The following is a 15,797-nucleotide window of genomic DNA, read 5'->3' on the forward strand; positions in this document are numbered from 1 at the left end:
GCATGCTGGAGATAGTGAAACAGCCGCTGGATTATTTCATGCAACGCTTTGCCAGACGTACCGTTCTTGCGGCAGCATGCCTCCTTGGCGCAGGGCCGGGCATTGCCAGCCCGGTTGTTGCGAGGCACCGCAAACTGCGCGTCACGCAATCGGGTCTCGCCGAAGCAATCGACCTGCATTTCCGGTGGCTCACGAACGAGACAGAAGGCGCCCGAGCCGTCTTCGCGAACTGCGACCTCTCGGGACTCGATTTTCTCTCGGACCAGCCGGGCACTGTGGATCTGCGAGGCGCCGATTTCACGGGCGCGGATCTTTCCGGCATCAGGGGCAATGAATTGAGTTTCCACCACACCTCGCTCCAGGGTGCACGGATGACATCGTCCTTTCTTTCTGCCCCGGTCTTTAGCGGTGCAACCTTGCGTCGGGCTCTGTGCAATCACGTGGTCTGGGGCTGGCCAGCCGCAAGGCAGACCGAAGACGTTTCTGCCGACGACTTTTCGCCCACCGCCACTTTCATCAACACGGATCTCGATCTCGCTGATTTCAAGCAGGCGCGGGTGAGAGGGTATTTCTGTGGCGCCCAGTTCACGCATGCGTCGCTGGTAGATGCGGACCTTTCCTGCTCGCGCTTCGATGGCGACGCCGTCTACTGTCCGAACTCTTTCGCGGGATCACGGCTGATACGAACGAAGTTCGGGAACACAACCGTCAACGCGACGCGATTCCGTTTTGCATTTGATCGCGCCGACTTCTCCGGGGCCACTATTGGCCCCGACTGCACGTGGCCTGGTACGCCGGCAGGTACGATAGGTCTGCAGAAGCCGCGGGATGATGTTTAAGACCAACATACATGGTGCGGCGAAACGATTCGGCGTGTGAGCCCTCTGTGGGCTGAGTCGCTCTAAGAAACTGGACGATCTGATCGTGTTAGAGGAGGATAGTGAATGCTTGAATTGATTATTGCCAAAAACGAGAAAGCGCGCCTTCAGAAGACGTTGTCAAGCATCGTGCGGAGCGCATCGCCTTCGGTAGGCGTCCAAACCGTGGGATTCCCAGGCGGCAATGACGATCTAGAACTCTTTACGAAGGGGGATGGCCATCTTTGGTACGGTGAAAGAACACTGACGTTAAAGGACGCAAAAATTCCAAGATATTGGAACGCGCTTGGGATCTACGACGAATCTCGTTCCGCTCAAACTCCCACTGTCGAGCTAAACATCGCTGTCGACGACAACAGTGGGAGAGTGTCCGGCTTTTTCGCGCGTGATCCGGCTACCAAGAAGATCTACCTAATGCACACCGGCAAGGTTGGTGGCGGAGCCAAGGGAGTGGGCAAAACCGCCTTCCTGGCCTGGAGCCGCAGTACGGTTGTTCCTGTCGTGGATGTATCCGGCGGTACCCAGCGTTCAGGAATTGTGATTGGTTCTCTCGATCGCGAAACATTCGTCGGGAGAGTTGAACGATTCGTAAAAAGAGTCGCCTTGTTCAAAGAATTCGTGAAACAGGGGCATCATGAAGATCCGAAGTTTCGCGAACTTGTCGAGGAGCTTCAAAACTTCAGCCCCGAGTTCGCCGGCTTGAAAACGGGTTACCTCGACAGCACCGTTGAATACCTGAGCTATCATGGCGATGTGATCGACGAACTGTACCGCAAGCGCAGCAAATTGAAAACGCCGAGCGAGGTCATCTACAATACCAATCTAATCGATCTCGCTGTTCGGGACAGCGGGGTGCTGACCGAAGTTTACGAAGCTAAGACGTCAGTTGACCGACAGGTTCTCTATACCGCCATCGGTCAGCTCATTGTTCACTCGGCAGAACAACCGAAGCCGCGCAAATTCTTGGTAATTCCGAAAGACCGAGTGCTTCCAAATGACATTCACGCTGCAATGAAAGAGCATGACATCGAATTGTTAAGATTCGCCGTGATGACCGATGGTTCTGGAGTCAAAGTCGACGTTTAAACTGGACATCAGCGCGCTTACGGCAGCTAAGGCCTGCGGCATCGTTGAAGGTGCAAGGAGCTGCAGATACGACAATCTGTCTGGGAATTAGAGCTATTTGACAACAATTTCGCATCATTCATTATGCATTCACCCAAGGATTGTGGAGATCATCTTGAAAGGCCTTTCTCGACGCAGCCTTATCGGAGGAGTGGGCATCTGCTCGGTCTTGCCGCTGATCTGTGGACGAGACGCTGGGACGAGCGACGCAATCCAGCACTCGCCGATCATTCTCGATGATGAGCTTCGGCATGGCTGTCTTTTTGCAACGACGAGCGGACAATGCTTTCCGGACGACCAGGCCGTATCCGTCGATCTTTGGAGTTTTAGGGTCAGCGAGATCGACAGCAGCAGCCTCCCTGCGTCAGTCGGACGGACAGTGATCTGGGACGATGTATTCTCTCTCCGAAGTTTGACACGAAGCGTCGGGGCCGCGCTTAGTGCCGTAACGGAGTGGTATGAATTCGACCCCTGCGTCGGACAGTTTTCGTTTCACCTTGATGGTCACGGTCACATAGGTCTTCACGTGCGGGCAATCAATTCTCAGAGGGAGGCATCCGCATCTCTGGCGCTCATTGATATCAGCTCCTGTGGGCTTAGCCGGATTGATTGGCCTGATATCTTGCCGCACGCCCGGGAGTCCTACGACGGTGTTGTCGGATTCGCGCATTGGTCCAGTTACGGGCCGGTGTCGTGCGAAACGGTTGCTGGAAATCCGAGAATTAGAAAGGCGCTGGCTTACTGTGATCAATTCTTTTGGACCGACGACAAGATGCTCGGGCTAGATGAGGAGGCGTGTTGCAATGCCAGATCGCCGCCTTTGAATTCGGTGGTACAGGACCTGGTTCGAGCGCTTTCCGCAAAAGGTTTTTCCTTGGGGCTCGAAAAGATCGCTCGTGACGGAAGCTTGTTCGAAGGAAGGCTGCGAATTGCTCCCCAGGCAATCGCTCTCGGGATGTCATAGAGCCAGCTGTCATGTCCGCGATCAGGATACCCGCCCAATGGGAGCCGCATGATTTTTGCTTCATGTCCTGGGCGGTTCATCGGGAATGGGGCTCGTATACCGAAAAGGTGAAGCGCGAGCTTCGCGAAATCATCTCCGCGGTCGCAGATCACGAGCCGGTCCGGCTACTGGTACCGCCGGATTTGCTGGCTGACGCAAAGCAGCAGGCCTTCAGTGAAACTGTCGAAATTATTCCGGCTCCCGTCGATGACATTTGGATGCGCGATATTCTCCCGACATATGCTCTTCAGAATGGTCGGCTTTGCGCCATCGACTGGAATTTTAACGGGTGGGGAGCGGGACGAGTTCGTCCCGCACGTCCTGGTGACAGACTGGCAGGCTTATTAACGGCATCCTTGTCAATTCCGTCCGTCCCCGCAACCTTCATTGCCGAGGGAGGGGCGCTTGCTACCGACGGGCAGGGCATGGTCATAACCACGAAAAGTTGCCTGCTCAATCCCAACCGCAACCAGGCTTTCGGGCGGACACAGGAGGACCAGATGCATGCAATCGAACAGAGCCTCGCCGCCTTTGGAATTAGCAAGGTTGTATGGCTGGAAGGAGATTCGGACGAACCGATCACGAGCGGGCATGTCGATGGCTATGTTCTGTTCGCCGCCGATAGCGGGCTTCTTGTCGAAGGAGTCGATCGAGAGGAAACGCCTGAGGGACGTCGCAGGCAGATTGAAATCGACACGTTGCACGGTCAGCTCGATGCGAAGGGGCGCAGACTAGCCGTGAATGTTGTACTGCCACCACGCGACCGTTATTTGCGGTTCTCAAATGAAACGTTCGCACCTTGCTATCTGAACGCGTATATTGCGAATGGTGCTGTTATAACGGGGCGGTTCGGAGATCCGGAACGCGACGAGGCCGCCTGTCGGGCCTTGCAGCAGGCGTTCCCGACGAGGACAGTCAGAATGCTCCGTATTGATCACATCGCCAGGGGTGGTGGTGGTGTGCATTGCTTAACGAAGGATGTGCCAAAAACTCTCCGACTGTAGAACTTGATATGCGTAGCGAATGGCTGGAAGGGAAGGATTATGGACCGGTCCGAAATCATCAACCTGGGCAAAAGTCTCGGCGCGACGACGGCGAGCTGGCTGGCAGAGAGAGCGAGATCTGGGTTCGATGAAAGTCTGCTTAGCGAAGCTTTGCTTGTTATTCCCCTTTTCGAATTCCTTAGGCGAGACCCGCGCTGGCGGATAAGTGGCGAATGGTGCGAGTGGAAGCTCGCAGGTTTGAATAGGGGTGATGTCAATATAGATCTCTACGCCGAGGGCAAAGCCGAGAAGCTCTTTCTGGAATTTAAGCTCTTGAAAGAGAAGAATCTCAATGATCAGCGATTGATCAAAGACATGGTGAAGTTAGCATTGCCCAAGCGACCCGAAGATATCCGGCTGCTCGTAGTTGCGCATCCACCGAGCGGTCAAACCAAACAGCTATCAAAATCGACTTTGCTGCGAGAAATTGATGCTGCCGGAAAACCCATCAAGTTTCATTTGACGAGGCGAGATGGCGTTGCGCCTCTAGTGAACAGCGATCGAAGAACACACGCACTCTCGGACAAGGATGGCAGACATGTCGACCGTATCATTCGATGTGATCCGGATGCCGCCAAGTTTGTTGTCGAGCACATAGCGAGCGAGCGCGACTCTGAATTCTTGGCTTCGGTTTATTCTATCTCACGTACCATCGTAAGGGGATCTGCTACCCTCGTCTCGCCAAGCCATATCGAAAACTTCACCTGATTTCCCTTTAAAAGCAGTGGCCCGGGAAGGATGCGAAAAGTTGTTTGTCTTTACGGCGCTCCCGCGTATCTGGCTAAGACCTCAACCTGAACCGACTGGGTTCTTCTAAGCAGGGCAATTCGCGAATATGAACAAGGTCATTAGTTTTGAGCTGAGGCAGCGTTTGCAACAAGTCGCCCACTTCGATGAGACTCATCCCGATCGCTCTCGCTACAAGAACTCTGACTACCGGTTCGCCGCCGATGCCAAGTTTCTAAACCTAGCGCCTTCAATCCGCGATATTGCGCCGAGGTACTTCGAAGCCAAGAAAATCACTTGGCATACGCATGCGAATCACGCGCTCTCATCCCAGGTGTGTTGCCTCAACTTCTTAATGCCTCTCGCGGAGCGACCCGAGGTTCTCGCCCGGCTCGTCAGGATGGCGTTGAAGTCAAGCGAGGTCAGAATGCTTCCAGTTGAAGATGGACCCGACGGGCGTCCATGGTACGTCGCATTTGAGTGGAATGGGGGCGGGCGCGATTTCCTCAATGAAGCAGGCCCAGATGGAAGCCTCAGGCGAGGATCGAATTCGACTAGCGCGGATGCCGTCGTCAAGTTCGAGTGTGCAGGCGAACTTGAAACTCTTCTCATCGAATGGAAATACACGGAGCAGTATGGGGCGCCCATATCCGCAAGCGGAAATCCGACTCGGATTCAACGCTACAGAGACTTGGCATTTGCTCCGAACGGCCCCGTTCGCGCTGACCTTGGTCTTATTTTGGAAGACTTCTTTTGGGAGCCGTTCTATCAGCTATTGCGGCAGCAGATGCTTGCTTTTCAGATGCAGAAGGCGAGGCTGGATGGTGCAACAAAGGTGCGGATTCTTCACATTTCTCCAAAGGAGAACCGTTCTTTGCATCGAGTGACCGCGCCCGCGCTTCGCCGGTTCGGCGATGACGCTTTTGAGGTGTTCCGTACGTTTCTGAGCGAGCCGGGGGACTTCATCAATTGTTCTACGGAAGAACTGTTCGTGCCCCTCATCAGTTCTGTACCTTCAAGCGACGCTTGGGCGGTCTACCTCACGCAGCGCTATCGCTATCTCGATGGAGCGGACTAATGCCGCGCGTTGGAAGAGAACAACGATGTTGAAAAATAGCGTTGGGTTGCGCGGCCGAGCAGTTGGACGCTTACTTCGCCGTTCTCGTGCGAATGAAGAGCTGTCTGAGCCGCGCCAAGAACGAGGTCAGTGGTAAAAGTTGAATAGCCGGGTCTACGACACTGCCTTGTTTACGCATCGGGGACGGGTGCGCGAGGAGAACCAGGACGCAATATTTGCCGATGGTTCTGTATTCCAAGAAAATCTGCGGGATGTGATCACGATGCGACTGAGCGGCACGCCCCAAGCCCTTGCCGTCGCGGATGGTATAGGCGGTCGCCCGCAAGGGGCTCTCGCCAGTCGATCGGCGCTTCAATTCCTGGGGTCTGACGCTCGCTTGGTTCGAAGTGAAGCTGCCTGCGAAGAGGCGCTCCACGCTGCGAACGAGCACCTTTACGGCCTGATGCGCGAGCCTACCTGCCTTGGGATGGGGACGACGATCGCGGGATTCGTTGTGCAGGAACGGGCCGTGCTGAGCTTCAACGTCGGGGACAGCCGAGGCTATAGATTTAGCCGCGGATGCCTGGTCAGAGTCAGTCAGGACGACGTGCCCATGGCAGTGGACCGCAGAGCCGATAGACCCCGGGGAATTACGCAATGTTTGGGCGGGTCTGAGTTTCCGTTGGGGATCATGCCGCATGTCTTTGCTGGGCCACCCTTCGAGGTCGGCGAGTGTCTCATGTTGTGCACTGATGGGCTAACAGAGGCTCTCGATGATAGTGAGCTAGCAATGCTGTTTCGGGAGTTGGCACATCCCGCCGCCATGGTTGAGAAGCTCGTCCGGCAAGGCATCTCGCGCGGAAGCCGAGATAACATTTCGGTTCTAGTAAGCGTTGCGGTCGCATAATCGGCCAAATCGGGGAGGCTGGCTGGCTGTAAACCAACCCTCTATAACAGCGATCACTGGTCCTCTAAGAGCTTCGACGCCGGGATGCGCAGGTTCTGTCCATTAGTGGACTATGTGGACGAGAAGCAGGGAGCAAAGGGCGAGAGAAGGTCGGTTTCGGTAGCGCTGCTGATGCTCTGCCTCGAGGTCGAGGAACCCGAAGATGTGGACGATGATCGGACGTCGGCGCAACGCTTTAGAGACCAACAGGCGCGCTGGCGTTAGCCGCAATGGCTCTATGCTTTCGCGAGCGGGCATGATTAGCCTTCAGAAGCAGGGGATTTCCCCGAGCAGATGCGCAAAATGGCCGCTTCCGGCTTGACCCTCCAAATTTTCTTGTTCTAATTTTGTTCTCGTGCGGCGCGATTCTGCCGGCCCATGCCCTTTTGAAATCACAACAGCAGCGACCCACAAGCCAGTCAGGAACCATGCACGAGATCATCTGTCCCCACTGTGACAAGGCCTTCAAGGTCGATGAGTCCGGTTACGCGGATATTCTGAAGCAGGTCCGTGACGCCGATTTTGCACAGCAGCTCCACGAACGGCTCGAACTGGCCGAGCGTGACAAGCAGGGCGCTGTTGAGTTGGCCAAAGCCCAGGTGAGCAATGATCTGCAGCAGGCCGCGGCCGCCAAGGACGCAGAAATCCTGGAGTTGAAGTCCAAGCTCGAGGGGAGCGGCGTTGCCCAGAAGCTAGCGGTTAGCGAAGCGCTTAGCGCCGTCGAAAAGGAGCGGGACAGGCTCGCGAACGCGCTGGCCGAGTCCGAGCGCGAAAAGAAGGCGGCCTCGGAGCTTGCCGAAGCACTTCTGGCCAGCGAGCAGCATAAAATCACTGCTGCCAAGGAAAAAGAAATCCAGGAGCTAAAGGCCAAGCTTCTGGCCGTTGAGCTTGAAAAGAAGCTCGCCGTCACTGAAGCGGTCGGCGCGATCGAGAAAGAACGCGATGAGCTGAAAAACGGCATCAAGCAGGTCCAGCTTGAAAAGCAGCTCTCCGAACAGTCGCTGAAGGACAAGTACGAAACGCAGATCAAGGATCGCGATGATGCGATCGAGCGCCTTAAGGATATGAAGGCCCGCCTCTCGACCAAGATGATCGGCGAGACTCTCGAACAGCACTGCGAGACCGAGTTCAACCGCGTGCGCTCGATGGCGTTTCCGCGGGCTTATTTCGAGAAAGACAATGACGCGCGGACCGGAAGCAAGGGCGATTACATCTTCCGGGACTTGGACGAGGCCGGCACCGAGATCATCTCGATAATGTTCGAAATGAAGAACGAAAGCGATAGAACCGCGACGAAGAGCAAGAACGAGGACTTCCTCAAGGAGCTTGACCGTGACCGGACCGAGAAAGGTTGCGAATACGCTATCCTGGTCTCATTGCTTGAACTGGACAACGAGCTCTACAACACCGGCATCGTTGATGTCTTCCACCGCTACCCGAAAATGTACGTCATCCGGCCGCAGTTCTTCCTGCCAATGATTACGCTCTTGCGGAATGCGGCCATCAATTCACTCAAGTACAAGACCGAGCTGGCGCTTGTGAAGGCGCAGAATATCGACATCACCCAGTTTGAAAGTCAGCTTGAGACGTTCAAGACCGCATTCTCGAAGAACTACGATCTTGCTTCCAGGCACTTCCAAACGGCGATCGCTGAGATCGACAAGTCCATCGATCACCTGCAGAAAACCAAGGATGCGTTGATCGGCGCGGACCGCAACCTACGCCTCGCGAATGATAAGGCGCAGGATGTGACGATCAAGAAGCTGACTCGGGGCAATCCGACGATGGCGGCGAAATTTGCGGAGCTTAAGAATCAACCCGCTGAGGCCGCCGAGTGAATAGGAGCTGTGCCGAGAGGCGCGCGGTTGCCTAGTTAGTTCAAGCGCTACAAGCTTGAACGACGGCGATAGTTCCGCAGCTCCCAGCGGGCAATGCTTTCCGGCTCGGCCTTGCGCCGAACCGCTTCGATAACCGCGCGATATTGGTCCTCGTCAACGATCTCGGTCCAGTTGACGCGTCCGCGCAGGTGAGTCTTTTCGATGATGATCCTGTCGATCGGACAATGCGGCGGCTCGGAGATCTGGCCGAGGCACCAGTGGTACTTGAGCACGAGATTGAGGAGCTTTTGAGCGACGCCGTATCTGTAACGTCCGTCTCGCAAGGAGTCTGGGAGAGCCCCTGTTCCGAATTCCACCAGCTGCGCAAGGTTGAGATAATGCTGCCGCTCGGTGCAGGATCCAACGTAATGCGGAAGTATCCGAGTTGTAATGAACTCCTGGAGCATGTCGCGCAGTTGCCCGGTCTGTCTTGAACCTGGTGCATACAGGTTGGCGCGTTGCACCGATGCCGCCCAAGCGAGTGTCCATAGCTCTCTCAGCAAAAACTGTTGTTCGGGTTCTAGTGACTGCATGCGCGATCCATCGAAAGAGTTTGCTACGGGTCGATTTTAGCGTTCTCATTAGATCTCTGCACCACCCCGCCGGAAGGGTCGGTGGAAATACACCGCACCGCTTGCCGGGAATGGCATCCACTTGCATCGCAAAGAGAGCCCTAGCGCGGAGCCTTTTTTTGTGTATGGCTGCTGATGCTGCGGGCCTTGAATTCCCCCAACCGCCCGCGACGGCGCAGCGTAAAATCAATGGAGCCGTTACATCCGCTACCATGCGTCAAAGAAAGGGCGTCGCAGAAGCGTCCTCGCAGCCTTGGAGTTCAGACGGTGTGAGGCATTGCGAGACCTTCGGTCGACTATAAGATCTGGTCGCAGTTGGAGGCAGTTCTTGGACTGATAAGGTTTCTAACAAAGGCTTATCAGTACTGCGAATGTCGCACTCGGCAAACTTGGTCCCCGTGACGATCGCACGCGGGCGCGGCTACTGCGGTCGCGCGGCACCTGCCTCGAGGCGCTCGCCGATCTCAAGGAGGCACTCGCCTGCTACGACGAAGCGCTGTCACTCTATCCCAAGGTCGGCGTGAAACGCAGGGCCGACTCTTTGCGCAAGGTCGTTAGCGAACAGCCCGCCTTGGATCCCTTTCATTGTGGGCAATCGCAGTCGGGCCCGGTCACACGGCGTGACTACGTTGGCGGGCGGATCAGGTCTTCCTTGACGCCGCGGGCGACTACTCGGAGCGTTCCGTCCGGAAACGGCCGCTGCAGTTTCAAGGCTTCGTCTGGAGGAGCCGTCATCCAGGACTCGACTTCTTTTGGCGTCGTCAGGATCACCGGCATCGCCTTCGGGTGGATGGCACCGACCTCGGCGTTCGGCTCTGTCGTGAGGAATGCGTAGAGGTCGTTAGTCGTCTCACCTTCCTTGACCTTGCGGACAGATGTCCAGTTGGTCCAGATGCCGGCGAAGCAAGCGAGGGGACGGGTCTCGTCGAGCGCGAACCAGATGTCGCCGCCTTCGGCCTTGTTGAACTCGCTGAAGGAGTTGAACGGCACCACGCAGCGATTTTCGATTCCCAGCCATCGCGTCCAGTGCTTGCTCTTTACATTGCGGATGTTGGTCGTGCCGCTGTCCGGCTCCATTCTGAGTAATTCCTTGAAATCCACTGCCTTGCCCTTGGCCCGCAGCTTCTCGGCTCGTTTCTTGGTGGCGTCCATCAGCGCCTTTGACGACGATGGCATTCCCCACCGCGCCGTAGCGAGTTCTCGCCCCTCAGCCCCGTTGCGCACGATCGGTGCCTGGTAGTCAGGGAAGACCCCGGGCATCGGCGCCAGGTTGCCAACGTATCGGTTCACGACGCGGAACAGCGCGCTGATCGCAGCTTGGTTGGTCGTGATCGAATAAAGATTGCACATCGGTCAGGATTCGGTTCGAGGGTGGCGCGGCTGCCACGTCAACTGTAGCAGAGTCGCGGATGGACGCCGGCCCGCCTTGGCGCATTTGCGGCAGCGCAGCCGGCTGGCGAGATCGTGCACGAAGGTGGACGGCGGATGATTCATCGCCGCAAGGTCCACGTCGCTCGGCGTCTTACAGCGCGCGCACCTGATCTCCAGCCACGGGAAGCCTCCATTCACGGCCTGATCGATGGTTGGCGACGGATCGATTGGTTCGCCGTCACTCCACATCCGCTCGTTCCAGCTTTCGCAAAGCAGCCTATCGGCTTGCTGGATCATCGCCTCGCCTTTGGCCCGCATCTCCGCCGATTGGGCAGCCAGGATGTTGGCCATCGCGCGTGCCTTGCCGAGCTCTTTCGCCAGAGCCTTGCGATCGCCGCCCGACAGTGGCGTAGGGTGATACTTCGGGGCCATCCGGATATCCAGGCGCAAAGAGATCGGATCGGCAAATCCAGAGCGGCTACGGCGTCTCGAATGCTGGCCAGCACCCGTCTTCTTCATGCCTGCCGGTGCGCTGCTGGCAGGTGTTGTCGAGCAGCCGGTGCGCGACGTCCTTCCAGAGCGCGTCGCCGCCATACAATCGGACGGCATCGGCGGTCTGGATTTCCACGGTCCGCTGGCAACGGCGGCAGGAGATGCGCAGTACGTGACGTTGAATTTCGGAGAGACGTCGCTGCCGCATCTGGGTCTCGGTCGTGCCGGCGCGAGGGTCTTTGAGGACCGATTCCCAGTATCCGGCCGGAAGCTGCGAATCCGGAGCCGAAGTCGAAGGGCTCCGCCTACGGGCGGCTTCGGCAGCCAGCTTTTCCATTTGCTTCTGGGTCGGCATGCGCCAGCTCGCGGGTCGGTCGGTCATGCCTGGATTAGAACATAACAAGAACAAATGTCGAGTCCGTCCACGGGCGTAAGCGAGAAAAATCGGCCCCTCGGACGGGTCGCGATGTCGAAACCAAGGCGGGCCGTTCGCCTTGAATCCGGCATTAGTAATGGAGTTCCCCGCGATGGCCCCCCGCGCTAACTGGAAAGGCTTCCTCCGTCTTTCCCTCGTCACCTGTCCGGTTGCGCTCTATCCGGCCACCTCGGAATCCGAAAAGGTCTCGTTCAACCAGCTGAACCGGAAGACTGGCCATCGGATCAAGTACGCCAAGGTCGACGCCGACACCGGCGAGGAGGTCGACAACGAGGACATCGTCAAGGGCTACAAGGTTGATACGGATACGTTCATCGAGGTGACCAAGGAGGAGCTTGAGAACGTCGCGCTGGAATCGACGCGAACCATCGAGATCGACGAGTTCGTCGACCGCAGCGAGATCGATCCGCGATATCTCATTCGCCCCTACTACCTGCGTCCAGACGGTAAGGTCGGCCACGATGCCTTCGCCGTCATTCGGGAAACGATCCGCGAGATGAACAAGGTCGCAATCGGCCGCGTGGTGCTGACCAATCGCGAGCACATCATCGCGCTGGAGCCTCTCGATAAGGGGCTGATGGGGACATTGCTGCGCTACCCCTACGAAGTCCGTTCCGCGGATGAGTATTTCGACGATATCCAGGATGTCAAAGTCACTAAGGACATGCTTGATCTCGCCAAGCACATCGTCAATCAGAAGGCTGGTCAATTCGAGCCGGACAAGTTCGAAGACCAGTACGAAACCGCCCTCATCGATCTCATCAATCAGAAGCGCGCCGGCAAACCTATCACAGCGAAAGCGCGTCCTCGAGGTGAGAACGTCGTTGATCTGATGGACGCGCTGCGCAAGAGCATCGGACGAGACACCACGGGCCCGACAGAGGCGCCGAAGAAGACAGCCAAGAAGCCGCGCAAGGCGGCGGCCGGGCAGAAGGAAATGCTGATGCCGATCGCAGGCAAGAAGCCGGCGAAGGAGGGCGCGGCGAAGAAGCCGGCGGCCAAGCCGCAGCGGAAGTCGGCTTAGGAGTCGTGAAGCATCCGGTGATGCCGAAGGCCACTACTTCGCCGTCCGCGGCAGCCCCGGCGAATGGCGATTCCCATCTCGACGACGTTATACGAGGTCATTTCGTCGACAGGCTAATGGGGCCCGGCGGGCGGTGCGCGACGCCAGGAAAGGCGACAGGGCGAAAGGCGAAAGTAACGGCGCATAGGGCCGTGGACGAGGTTAAGCGGGCGCTCGGCTAGCGCGGCTAGCATGCCCATCGCCTCTTCTCCGTCGCTGGCATGACGTACTGGCCTTGCTCGGGATGAACACACCAGTTGGTTCCCTCTGAGGCCGGTGGACGTGTCGGTGGCGGCGCGGAATCGGACCCAGATGAGAGGCGGCCGGTTCCGTCGATGCTCCGCAGGCCACCCGCGGCGTCAGCCCCGGGACGCCTCGGCCAGCCGGTCTCACCGGACGGGCGGGACATCAGGAGCGTCAGGTCTCGTCCGAGGGACACTCGGGGCAAGACTCGCCCATGGAGGCGAGGACGTTGTGGACCTCCGCAGCGCGATCTCCTGCTCGCTGCTCGCCGATTGGGCCTGGGCCTGCGAGGCCGCCAGCGAACCAGCGAGAGCTAGTGCGGCAAATGCATGTCTTTCCCGAGCACGTCAAACATCCTCCCAAAGGCGCCGTCGCCTCATCTACCGTTCACGACGGCGTACCCGAGGAGTTATCGAACGCATTCCAGAAGGGAATTGGCGGTTTGCCGCGGCTCGTCCCAGCTTGGACGGGAGTTTCCGAAGTCAATGACCCAATTCGAGTCTGCGAAATACGATTGTCGCAGATTTCTACGACTGGGTCTTTGCAGAACAAAAAGGAGCACGGCGAATGGCGACCTACAGGAAAAACCCCGAAGCGGTCTCGAAGTTGACTCCCGAGCAGTACCGCGTCACGCAGACTGACGGGACCGAGCGTCCCTTCGCCAATGAATATTGGGACAACAAGGAGCCTGGTCTCTACGTCGACGTAGTTTCCGGCGAGCCGCTCTTTGCGTCCTTCGACAAGTTCGACAGCGGAACGGGATGGCCGAGTTTCACGCGGCCCCTAGAGGCCGCAAATGTCACCGAGAACGTTGACAGCTCGCACGGCATGACGCGGACCGAGGTTCGCTCCAAGCACGGCGACAGCCATCTTGGCCACATCTTCCCAGATGGGCCGCACGACAAGGGCGGGTTGAGGTACTGTATAAATTCGGCCTCGTTGAGGTTTATCCACCGCGACCAACTAGAAAGCGAGGGATACGGCAAGTACTCAACGCTGTTCTCAAAGCAGGAGGCCTGACGATGGCAGCGACTACAGAGCGCGCGGTCCTGGCAGGAGGTTGCTTCTGGGGAATGCAGCAGCTGCTCAGGCGCCTGCCCGGTGTCGTCTCGACGCGGGTCGGCTACTCGGGCGGCGACGTCAAGAACGCTACGTATCGCGACCACGGAACGCACGCCGAAGCGCTCGAGATCGTATTCGACCCGAGTCAGACGAGCTTCCGAGAGTTGCTCGAGTTCTTCTTCCAGATCCACGACCCGACGACGCTCAACCGGCAGGGAAACGACCGAGGCACAAGCTACAGGTCGGCGATTTTCTACACTACCGAGGAGCAGCGCCGCGTCGCCGAGGATACCATCGCCGACGTCGAGGCGTCAGGGCTGTGGCCGGGCAAGGTTGTGACCGAGATTTCACCCGCCGGCGATTTCTGGGAGGCCGAGCCCGAGCACCAGGACTACCTGGAACGGCATCCGAACGGCTACACCTGCCATTTCGTCCGGCCCCAGTGGAAGTTGTCGGTCAGAACTCGGGCCTAAGGAGATTAACTATATGACCCGTCCGCGATCGTCGAAGCTCTTCCTTATACCTCTCGTGTTGCTTCTGTTCGGGACTCTCGGAATAGAAGCACGCGCTTCTGAGCTTGTAGGTCATGTCTACGTGCAGACCAATGAAACCCAGAACCGCATCATGCACTTCGGTCGCAACGCGGATGGGCAACTAAAGCTACTCGAGAGTATCCCTACCGGGGGCGCTGGGTCTGGCGTCTTCAAGCCGATCAGCGGCCAAAAGAGTGCGCCCAACGCATTCGAGGGCGCTGGCAGCGTGATCCTGGCCGAATCCAACACTCTGCTGTTCACGACGAACGGCGGCGACAACAGCGTGACGAGCTTCCGGGTGAGTCCAGACGGCAAGCTGACGCTGATCGATCGACAACCGACTGGCGAGCCCGTAATAGGGCGCAGCGGAACGGCGAAGTCGCTCGCCTACCGCTCCCAAAGTCGAACTCTATACGTGCTCCATGCCTTCGGCCCCAACCACCTCCGGTCATACACGGTTGCCGAGGACGGCAAGCTGAAGCTGCGCCCGGAGCGGGCTTCGGTAAATACCGCGACAAAGACCGATCGGGTGTCGACACAAGCTGTCCTGTCGCCCGACGGCCGGTTCCTGCTGGTCGATATTCTTTTCGACGCTCGTCCAGCCGTCAATCCGGACGGGTCGCCAAATCTGGTCGTGGCGAACGCCCCCGATCCAGACGGGCTCGTGATATTCCCGGTGCGCGACGACGGCGCACTCGGCGAGGCCTCCTTCGCCAATGCCGGCGGCGCGGGACCATTCTACATCGCCTTCCTCAACCGGAGCCGCGATACTTTCCTGAACGGTTTCGCGGTAGGAGACGGCGTGCTAGTGAGTCGCATTAATGGCGAGGGTCGGGTGACCGACGGTCCTTTGGCCCCGATCGATACCGCGCTCGGGAAGCCATCTGAGCTCTGTTGGCTGCAGGTGACATCTGACAACTCGCTGGTGCTCGCGACCAACTTCGGATACGGAACGGTCTCGACCTACCGGCTTGTAGACGGCCGATTGAGCCTTCTCCAGGACCCGGCCAACAAAGCGATACCGGGCGACGGTACCTTCCGCGCTGTGAACGGGCTCGTCAGCAGCGGACCCAGCGACAGCTGGTTGACGCCCGACGACCAGTACTTCTACCAGATCTTTGGAAATGCCCAGGTGCTTGTCAGCTACCGCCTCGACAAGACGAGCGGCAGACTGACGGAGATTGGTCGAAACCCGATTCCCTACAACAGCACCCAGGGCCTCGCGGGATTCTAGACATCTACGGAGCGCGATCGACCAGGCAAGATCCAGCTAATCCGTCGTCCGTGAAGAACTCCCAAGCCGTTGATTTGGAATCCAGAAGCGGTGTTTTGCCGTGACTGGATTTGCCGGAAAGCGGGCCTTTGGAGCG

At 57.9% G+C, this 15,797-nt stretch carries 16 protein-coding genes; 12 read left to right on the plus strand and 4 right to left on the minus strand.

The annotated features are described in order from the left end of the window. Positions 1–2 precede the first annotated feature (2 nt). The 8 genes from XH88_RS26615 (at position 3) to XH88_RS26645 (ending at position 8,616) form a co-directional block, all read left to right on the plus strand. Positions 3–839, plus strand: coding sequence for a pentapeptide repeat-containing protein (locus tag XH88_RS26615; protein ID WP_271671207.1), 837 nt, complete (start codon positions 3–5; stop codon positions 837–839). Between the two features lie 105 nt (positions 840–944). Continuing rightward, the gene (locus XH88_RS26620; protein ID WP_271671208.1) at positions 945–1,964 is read left to right on the plus strand and encodes a hypothetical protein; all 1,020 of its coding nucleotides are present in this window, start codon (positions 945–947) and stop codon (positions 1,962–1,964) included. Between the two features lie 154 nt (positions 1,965–2,118). Next, positions 2,119–2,967, plus strand: coding sequence for a hypothetical protein (locus XH88_RS26625; protein WP_271671209.1), 849 nt, complete (start codon positions 2,119–2,121; stop codon positions 2,965–2,967). An 11-nt stretch (positions 2,968–2,978) separates the two neighbouring features. Then, complete coding sequence (locus XH88_RS26630; protein WP_271671210.1) at positions 2,979–4,010, plus strand: agmatine deiminase family protein; 1,032 nt, start codon at positions 2,979–2,981, stop codon at positions 4,008–4,010. 39 nt (positions 4,011–4,049) lie between these two features. Next, entirely contained in the window at positions 4,050–4,757 is a 708-nt protein-coding gene (locus tag XH88_RS26635; RefSeq protein ID WP_271671211.1) for a hypothetical protein, read from the plus strand. 127 nt (positions 4,758–4,884) lie between these two features. Further along, positions 4,885–5,853, plus strand: coding sequence for a PGN_0703 family putative restriction endonuclease (locus XH88_RS26640; RefSeq protein ID WP_271671212.1), 969 nt, complete (start codon positions 4,885–4,887; stop codon positions 5,851–5,853). A 262-nt stretch (positions 5,854–6,115) separates the two neighbouring features. Further along, the gene (locus XH88_RS39285; protein WP_442868475.1) at positions 6,116–6,739 is read left to right on the plus strand and encodes a PP2C family protein-serine/threonine phosphatase; all 624 of its coding nucleotides are present in this window, start codon (positions 6,116–6,118) and stop codon (positions 6,737–6,739) included. A gap of 467 nt (positions 6,740–7,206) precedes the next feature. Further along, positions 7,207–8,616 (plus strand): DUF2130 domain-containing protein, encoded by a 1,410-nt coding sequence (locus XH88_RS26645; RefSeq protein ID WP_271671213.1) that lies wholly within the window; start codon positions 7,207–7,209, stop codon positions 8,614–8,616. Positions 8,617–8,663: 47 nt separating this feature from the next. On the opposite strand, the gene XH88_RS26650 is transcribed toward XH88_RS26645, so the two are convergent. The 4 genes from XH88_RS26650 to XH88_RS26665 form a co-directional block, all read right to left on the minus strand. Further along, complete coding sequence (locus XH88_RS26650; RefSeq protein WP_271671214.1) at positions 8,664–9,188, minus strand: hypothetical protein; 525 nt, start codon at positions 9,186–9,188, stop codon at positions 8,664–8,666. Positions 9,189–9,851: 663 nt separating this feature from the next. After that, positions 9,852–10,577, minus strand: coding sequence for an SOS response-associated peptidase (locus XH88_RS26655; RefSeq protein WP_271671215.1), 726 nt, complete (start codon positions 10,575–10,577; stop codon positions 9,852–9,854). Between the two features lie 3 nt (positions 10,578–10,580). Beyond that, positions 10,581–11,030, minus strand: a complete 450-nt coding sequence (locus XH88_RS26660) for a hypothetical protein (RefSeq protein ID WP_271671216.1) — start codon at positions 11,028–11,030, stop codon at positions 10,581–10,583. A gap of 46 nt (positions 11,031–11,076) precedes the next feature. Beyond that, on the minus strand, positions 11,077–11,472 hold the full coding sequence (locus XH88_RS26665; protein WP_271671217.1) for a hypothetical protein: 396 nt from the start codon (positions 11,470–11,472) through the stop codon (positions 11,077–11,079). Positions 11,473–11,617: 145 nt separating this feature from the next. Between XH88_RS26665 and ku the strand changes: the two genes are divergently transcribed. The 4 genes from ku (at position 11,618) to XH88_RS26685 (ending at position 15,661) form a co-directional block, all read left to right on the plus strand. Next, complete coding sequence (ku, locus tag XH88_RS26670) at positions 11,618–12,550, plus strand: non-homologous end joining protein Ku (RefSeq protein WP_271671218.1); 933 nt, start codon at positions 11,618–11,620, stop codon at positions 12,548–12,550. Between the two features lie 849 nt (positions 12,551–13,399). Next, a complete protein-coding gene (gene msrB, locus XH88_RS26675) occupies positions 13,400–13,852 on the plus strand; it encodes a peptide-methionine (R)-S-oxide reductase MsrB (RefSeq protein ID WP_271671219.1) in 453 nt (150 codons plus the stop codon). Between the two features lie 2 nt (positions 13,853–13,854). Further along, positions 13,855–14,367 (plus strand): peptide-methionine (S)-S-oxide reductase MsrA, encoded by a 513-nt coding sequence (gene msrA, locus XH88_RS26680; protein WP_271671220.1) that lies wholly within the window; start codon positions 13,855–13,857, stop codon positions 14,365–14,367. A 13-nt stretch (positions 14,368–14,380) separates the two neighbouring features. After that, complete coding sequence (locus XH88_RS26685; protein ID WP_260374705.1) at positions 14,381–15,661, plus strand: lactonase family protein; 1,281 nt, start codon at positions 14,381–14,383, stop codon at positions 15,659–15,661. Positions 15,662–15,797: the final 136 nt, after the last annotated feature.

Origin of the sequence: Bradyrhizobium sp. CCBAU 51627, assembly GCF_028128765.1 — a bacterium.
In the GTDB taxonomy this organism is placed as follows: Bacteria; Pseudomonadota; Alphaproteobacteria; order Rhizobiales; family Xanthobacteraceae; genus Bradyrhizobium.

Bases quoted from the DNA above. Each gene is read 5' to 3' on its own strand.
- XH88_RS26615 (WP_271671207.1), top strand. From the start codon at position 3: ATGCTGGAGATAGTGAAACAGCCGCTGGATTATTTCATGCAACGCTTT.
- XH88_RS26620 (WP_271671208.1), top strand. From the start codon at position 945: ATGCTTGAATTGATTATTGCCAAAAACGAGAAAGCGCGCCTTCAGAAG.
- XH88_RS26630 (WP_271671210.1), top strand. From the start codon at position 2,979: ATGTCCGCGATCAGGATACCCGCCCAATGGGAGCCGCATGATTTTTGC.
- XH88_RS26635 (WP_271671211.1), top strand. From the start codon at position 4,050: ATGGACCGGTCCGAAATCATCAACCTGGGCAAAAGTCTCGGCGCGACG.
- XH88_RS26640 (WP_271671212.1), top strand. From the start codon at position 4,885: ATGAACAAGGTCATTAGTTTTGAGCTGAGGCAGCGTTTGCAACAAGTC.
- XH88_RS39285 (WP_442868475.1), top strand. From the start codon at position 6,116: ATGCGACTGAGCGGCACGCCCCAAGCCCTTGCCGTCGCGGATGGTATA.
- XH88_RS26645 (WP_271671213.1), top strand. From the start codon at position 7,207: ATGCACGAGATCATCTGTCCCCACTGTGACAAGGCCTTCAAGGTCGAT.
- XH88_RS26650 (WP_271671214.1), bottom strand. From the start codon at position 9,188: ATGCAGTCACTAGAACCCGAACAACAGTTTTTGCTGAGAGAGCTATGG.
- XH88_RS26655 (WP_271671215.1), bottom strand. From the start codon at position 10,577: ATGTGCAATCTTTATTCGATCACGACCAACCAAGCTGCGATCAGCGCG.
- XH88_RS26660 (WP_271671216.1), bottom strand. From the start codon at position 11,030: ATGGCCCCGAAGTATCACCCTACGCCACTGTCGGGCGGCGATCGCAAG.
- XH88_RS26665 (WP_271671217.1), bottom strand. From the start codon at position 11,472: ATGACCGACCGACCCGCGAGCTGGCGCATGCCGACCCAGAAGCAAATG.
- ku (WP_271671218.1), top strand. From the start codon at position 11,618: ATGGCCCCCCGCGCTAACTGGAAAGGCTTCCTCCGTCTTTCCCTCGTC.
- msrB (WP_271671219.1), top strand. From the start codon at position 13,400: ATGGCGACCTACAGGAAAAACCCCGAAGCGGTCTCGAAGTTGACTCCC.
- msrA (WP_271671220.1), top strand. From the start codon at position 13,855: ATGGCAGCGACTACAGAGCGCGCGGTCCTGGCAGGAGGTTGCTTCTGG.
- XH88_RS26685 (WP_260374705.1), top strand. From the start codon at position 14,381: ATGACCCGTCCGCGATCGTCGAAGCTCTTCCTTATACCTCTCGTGTTG.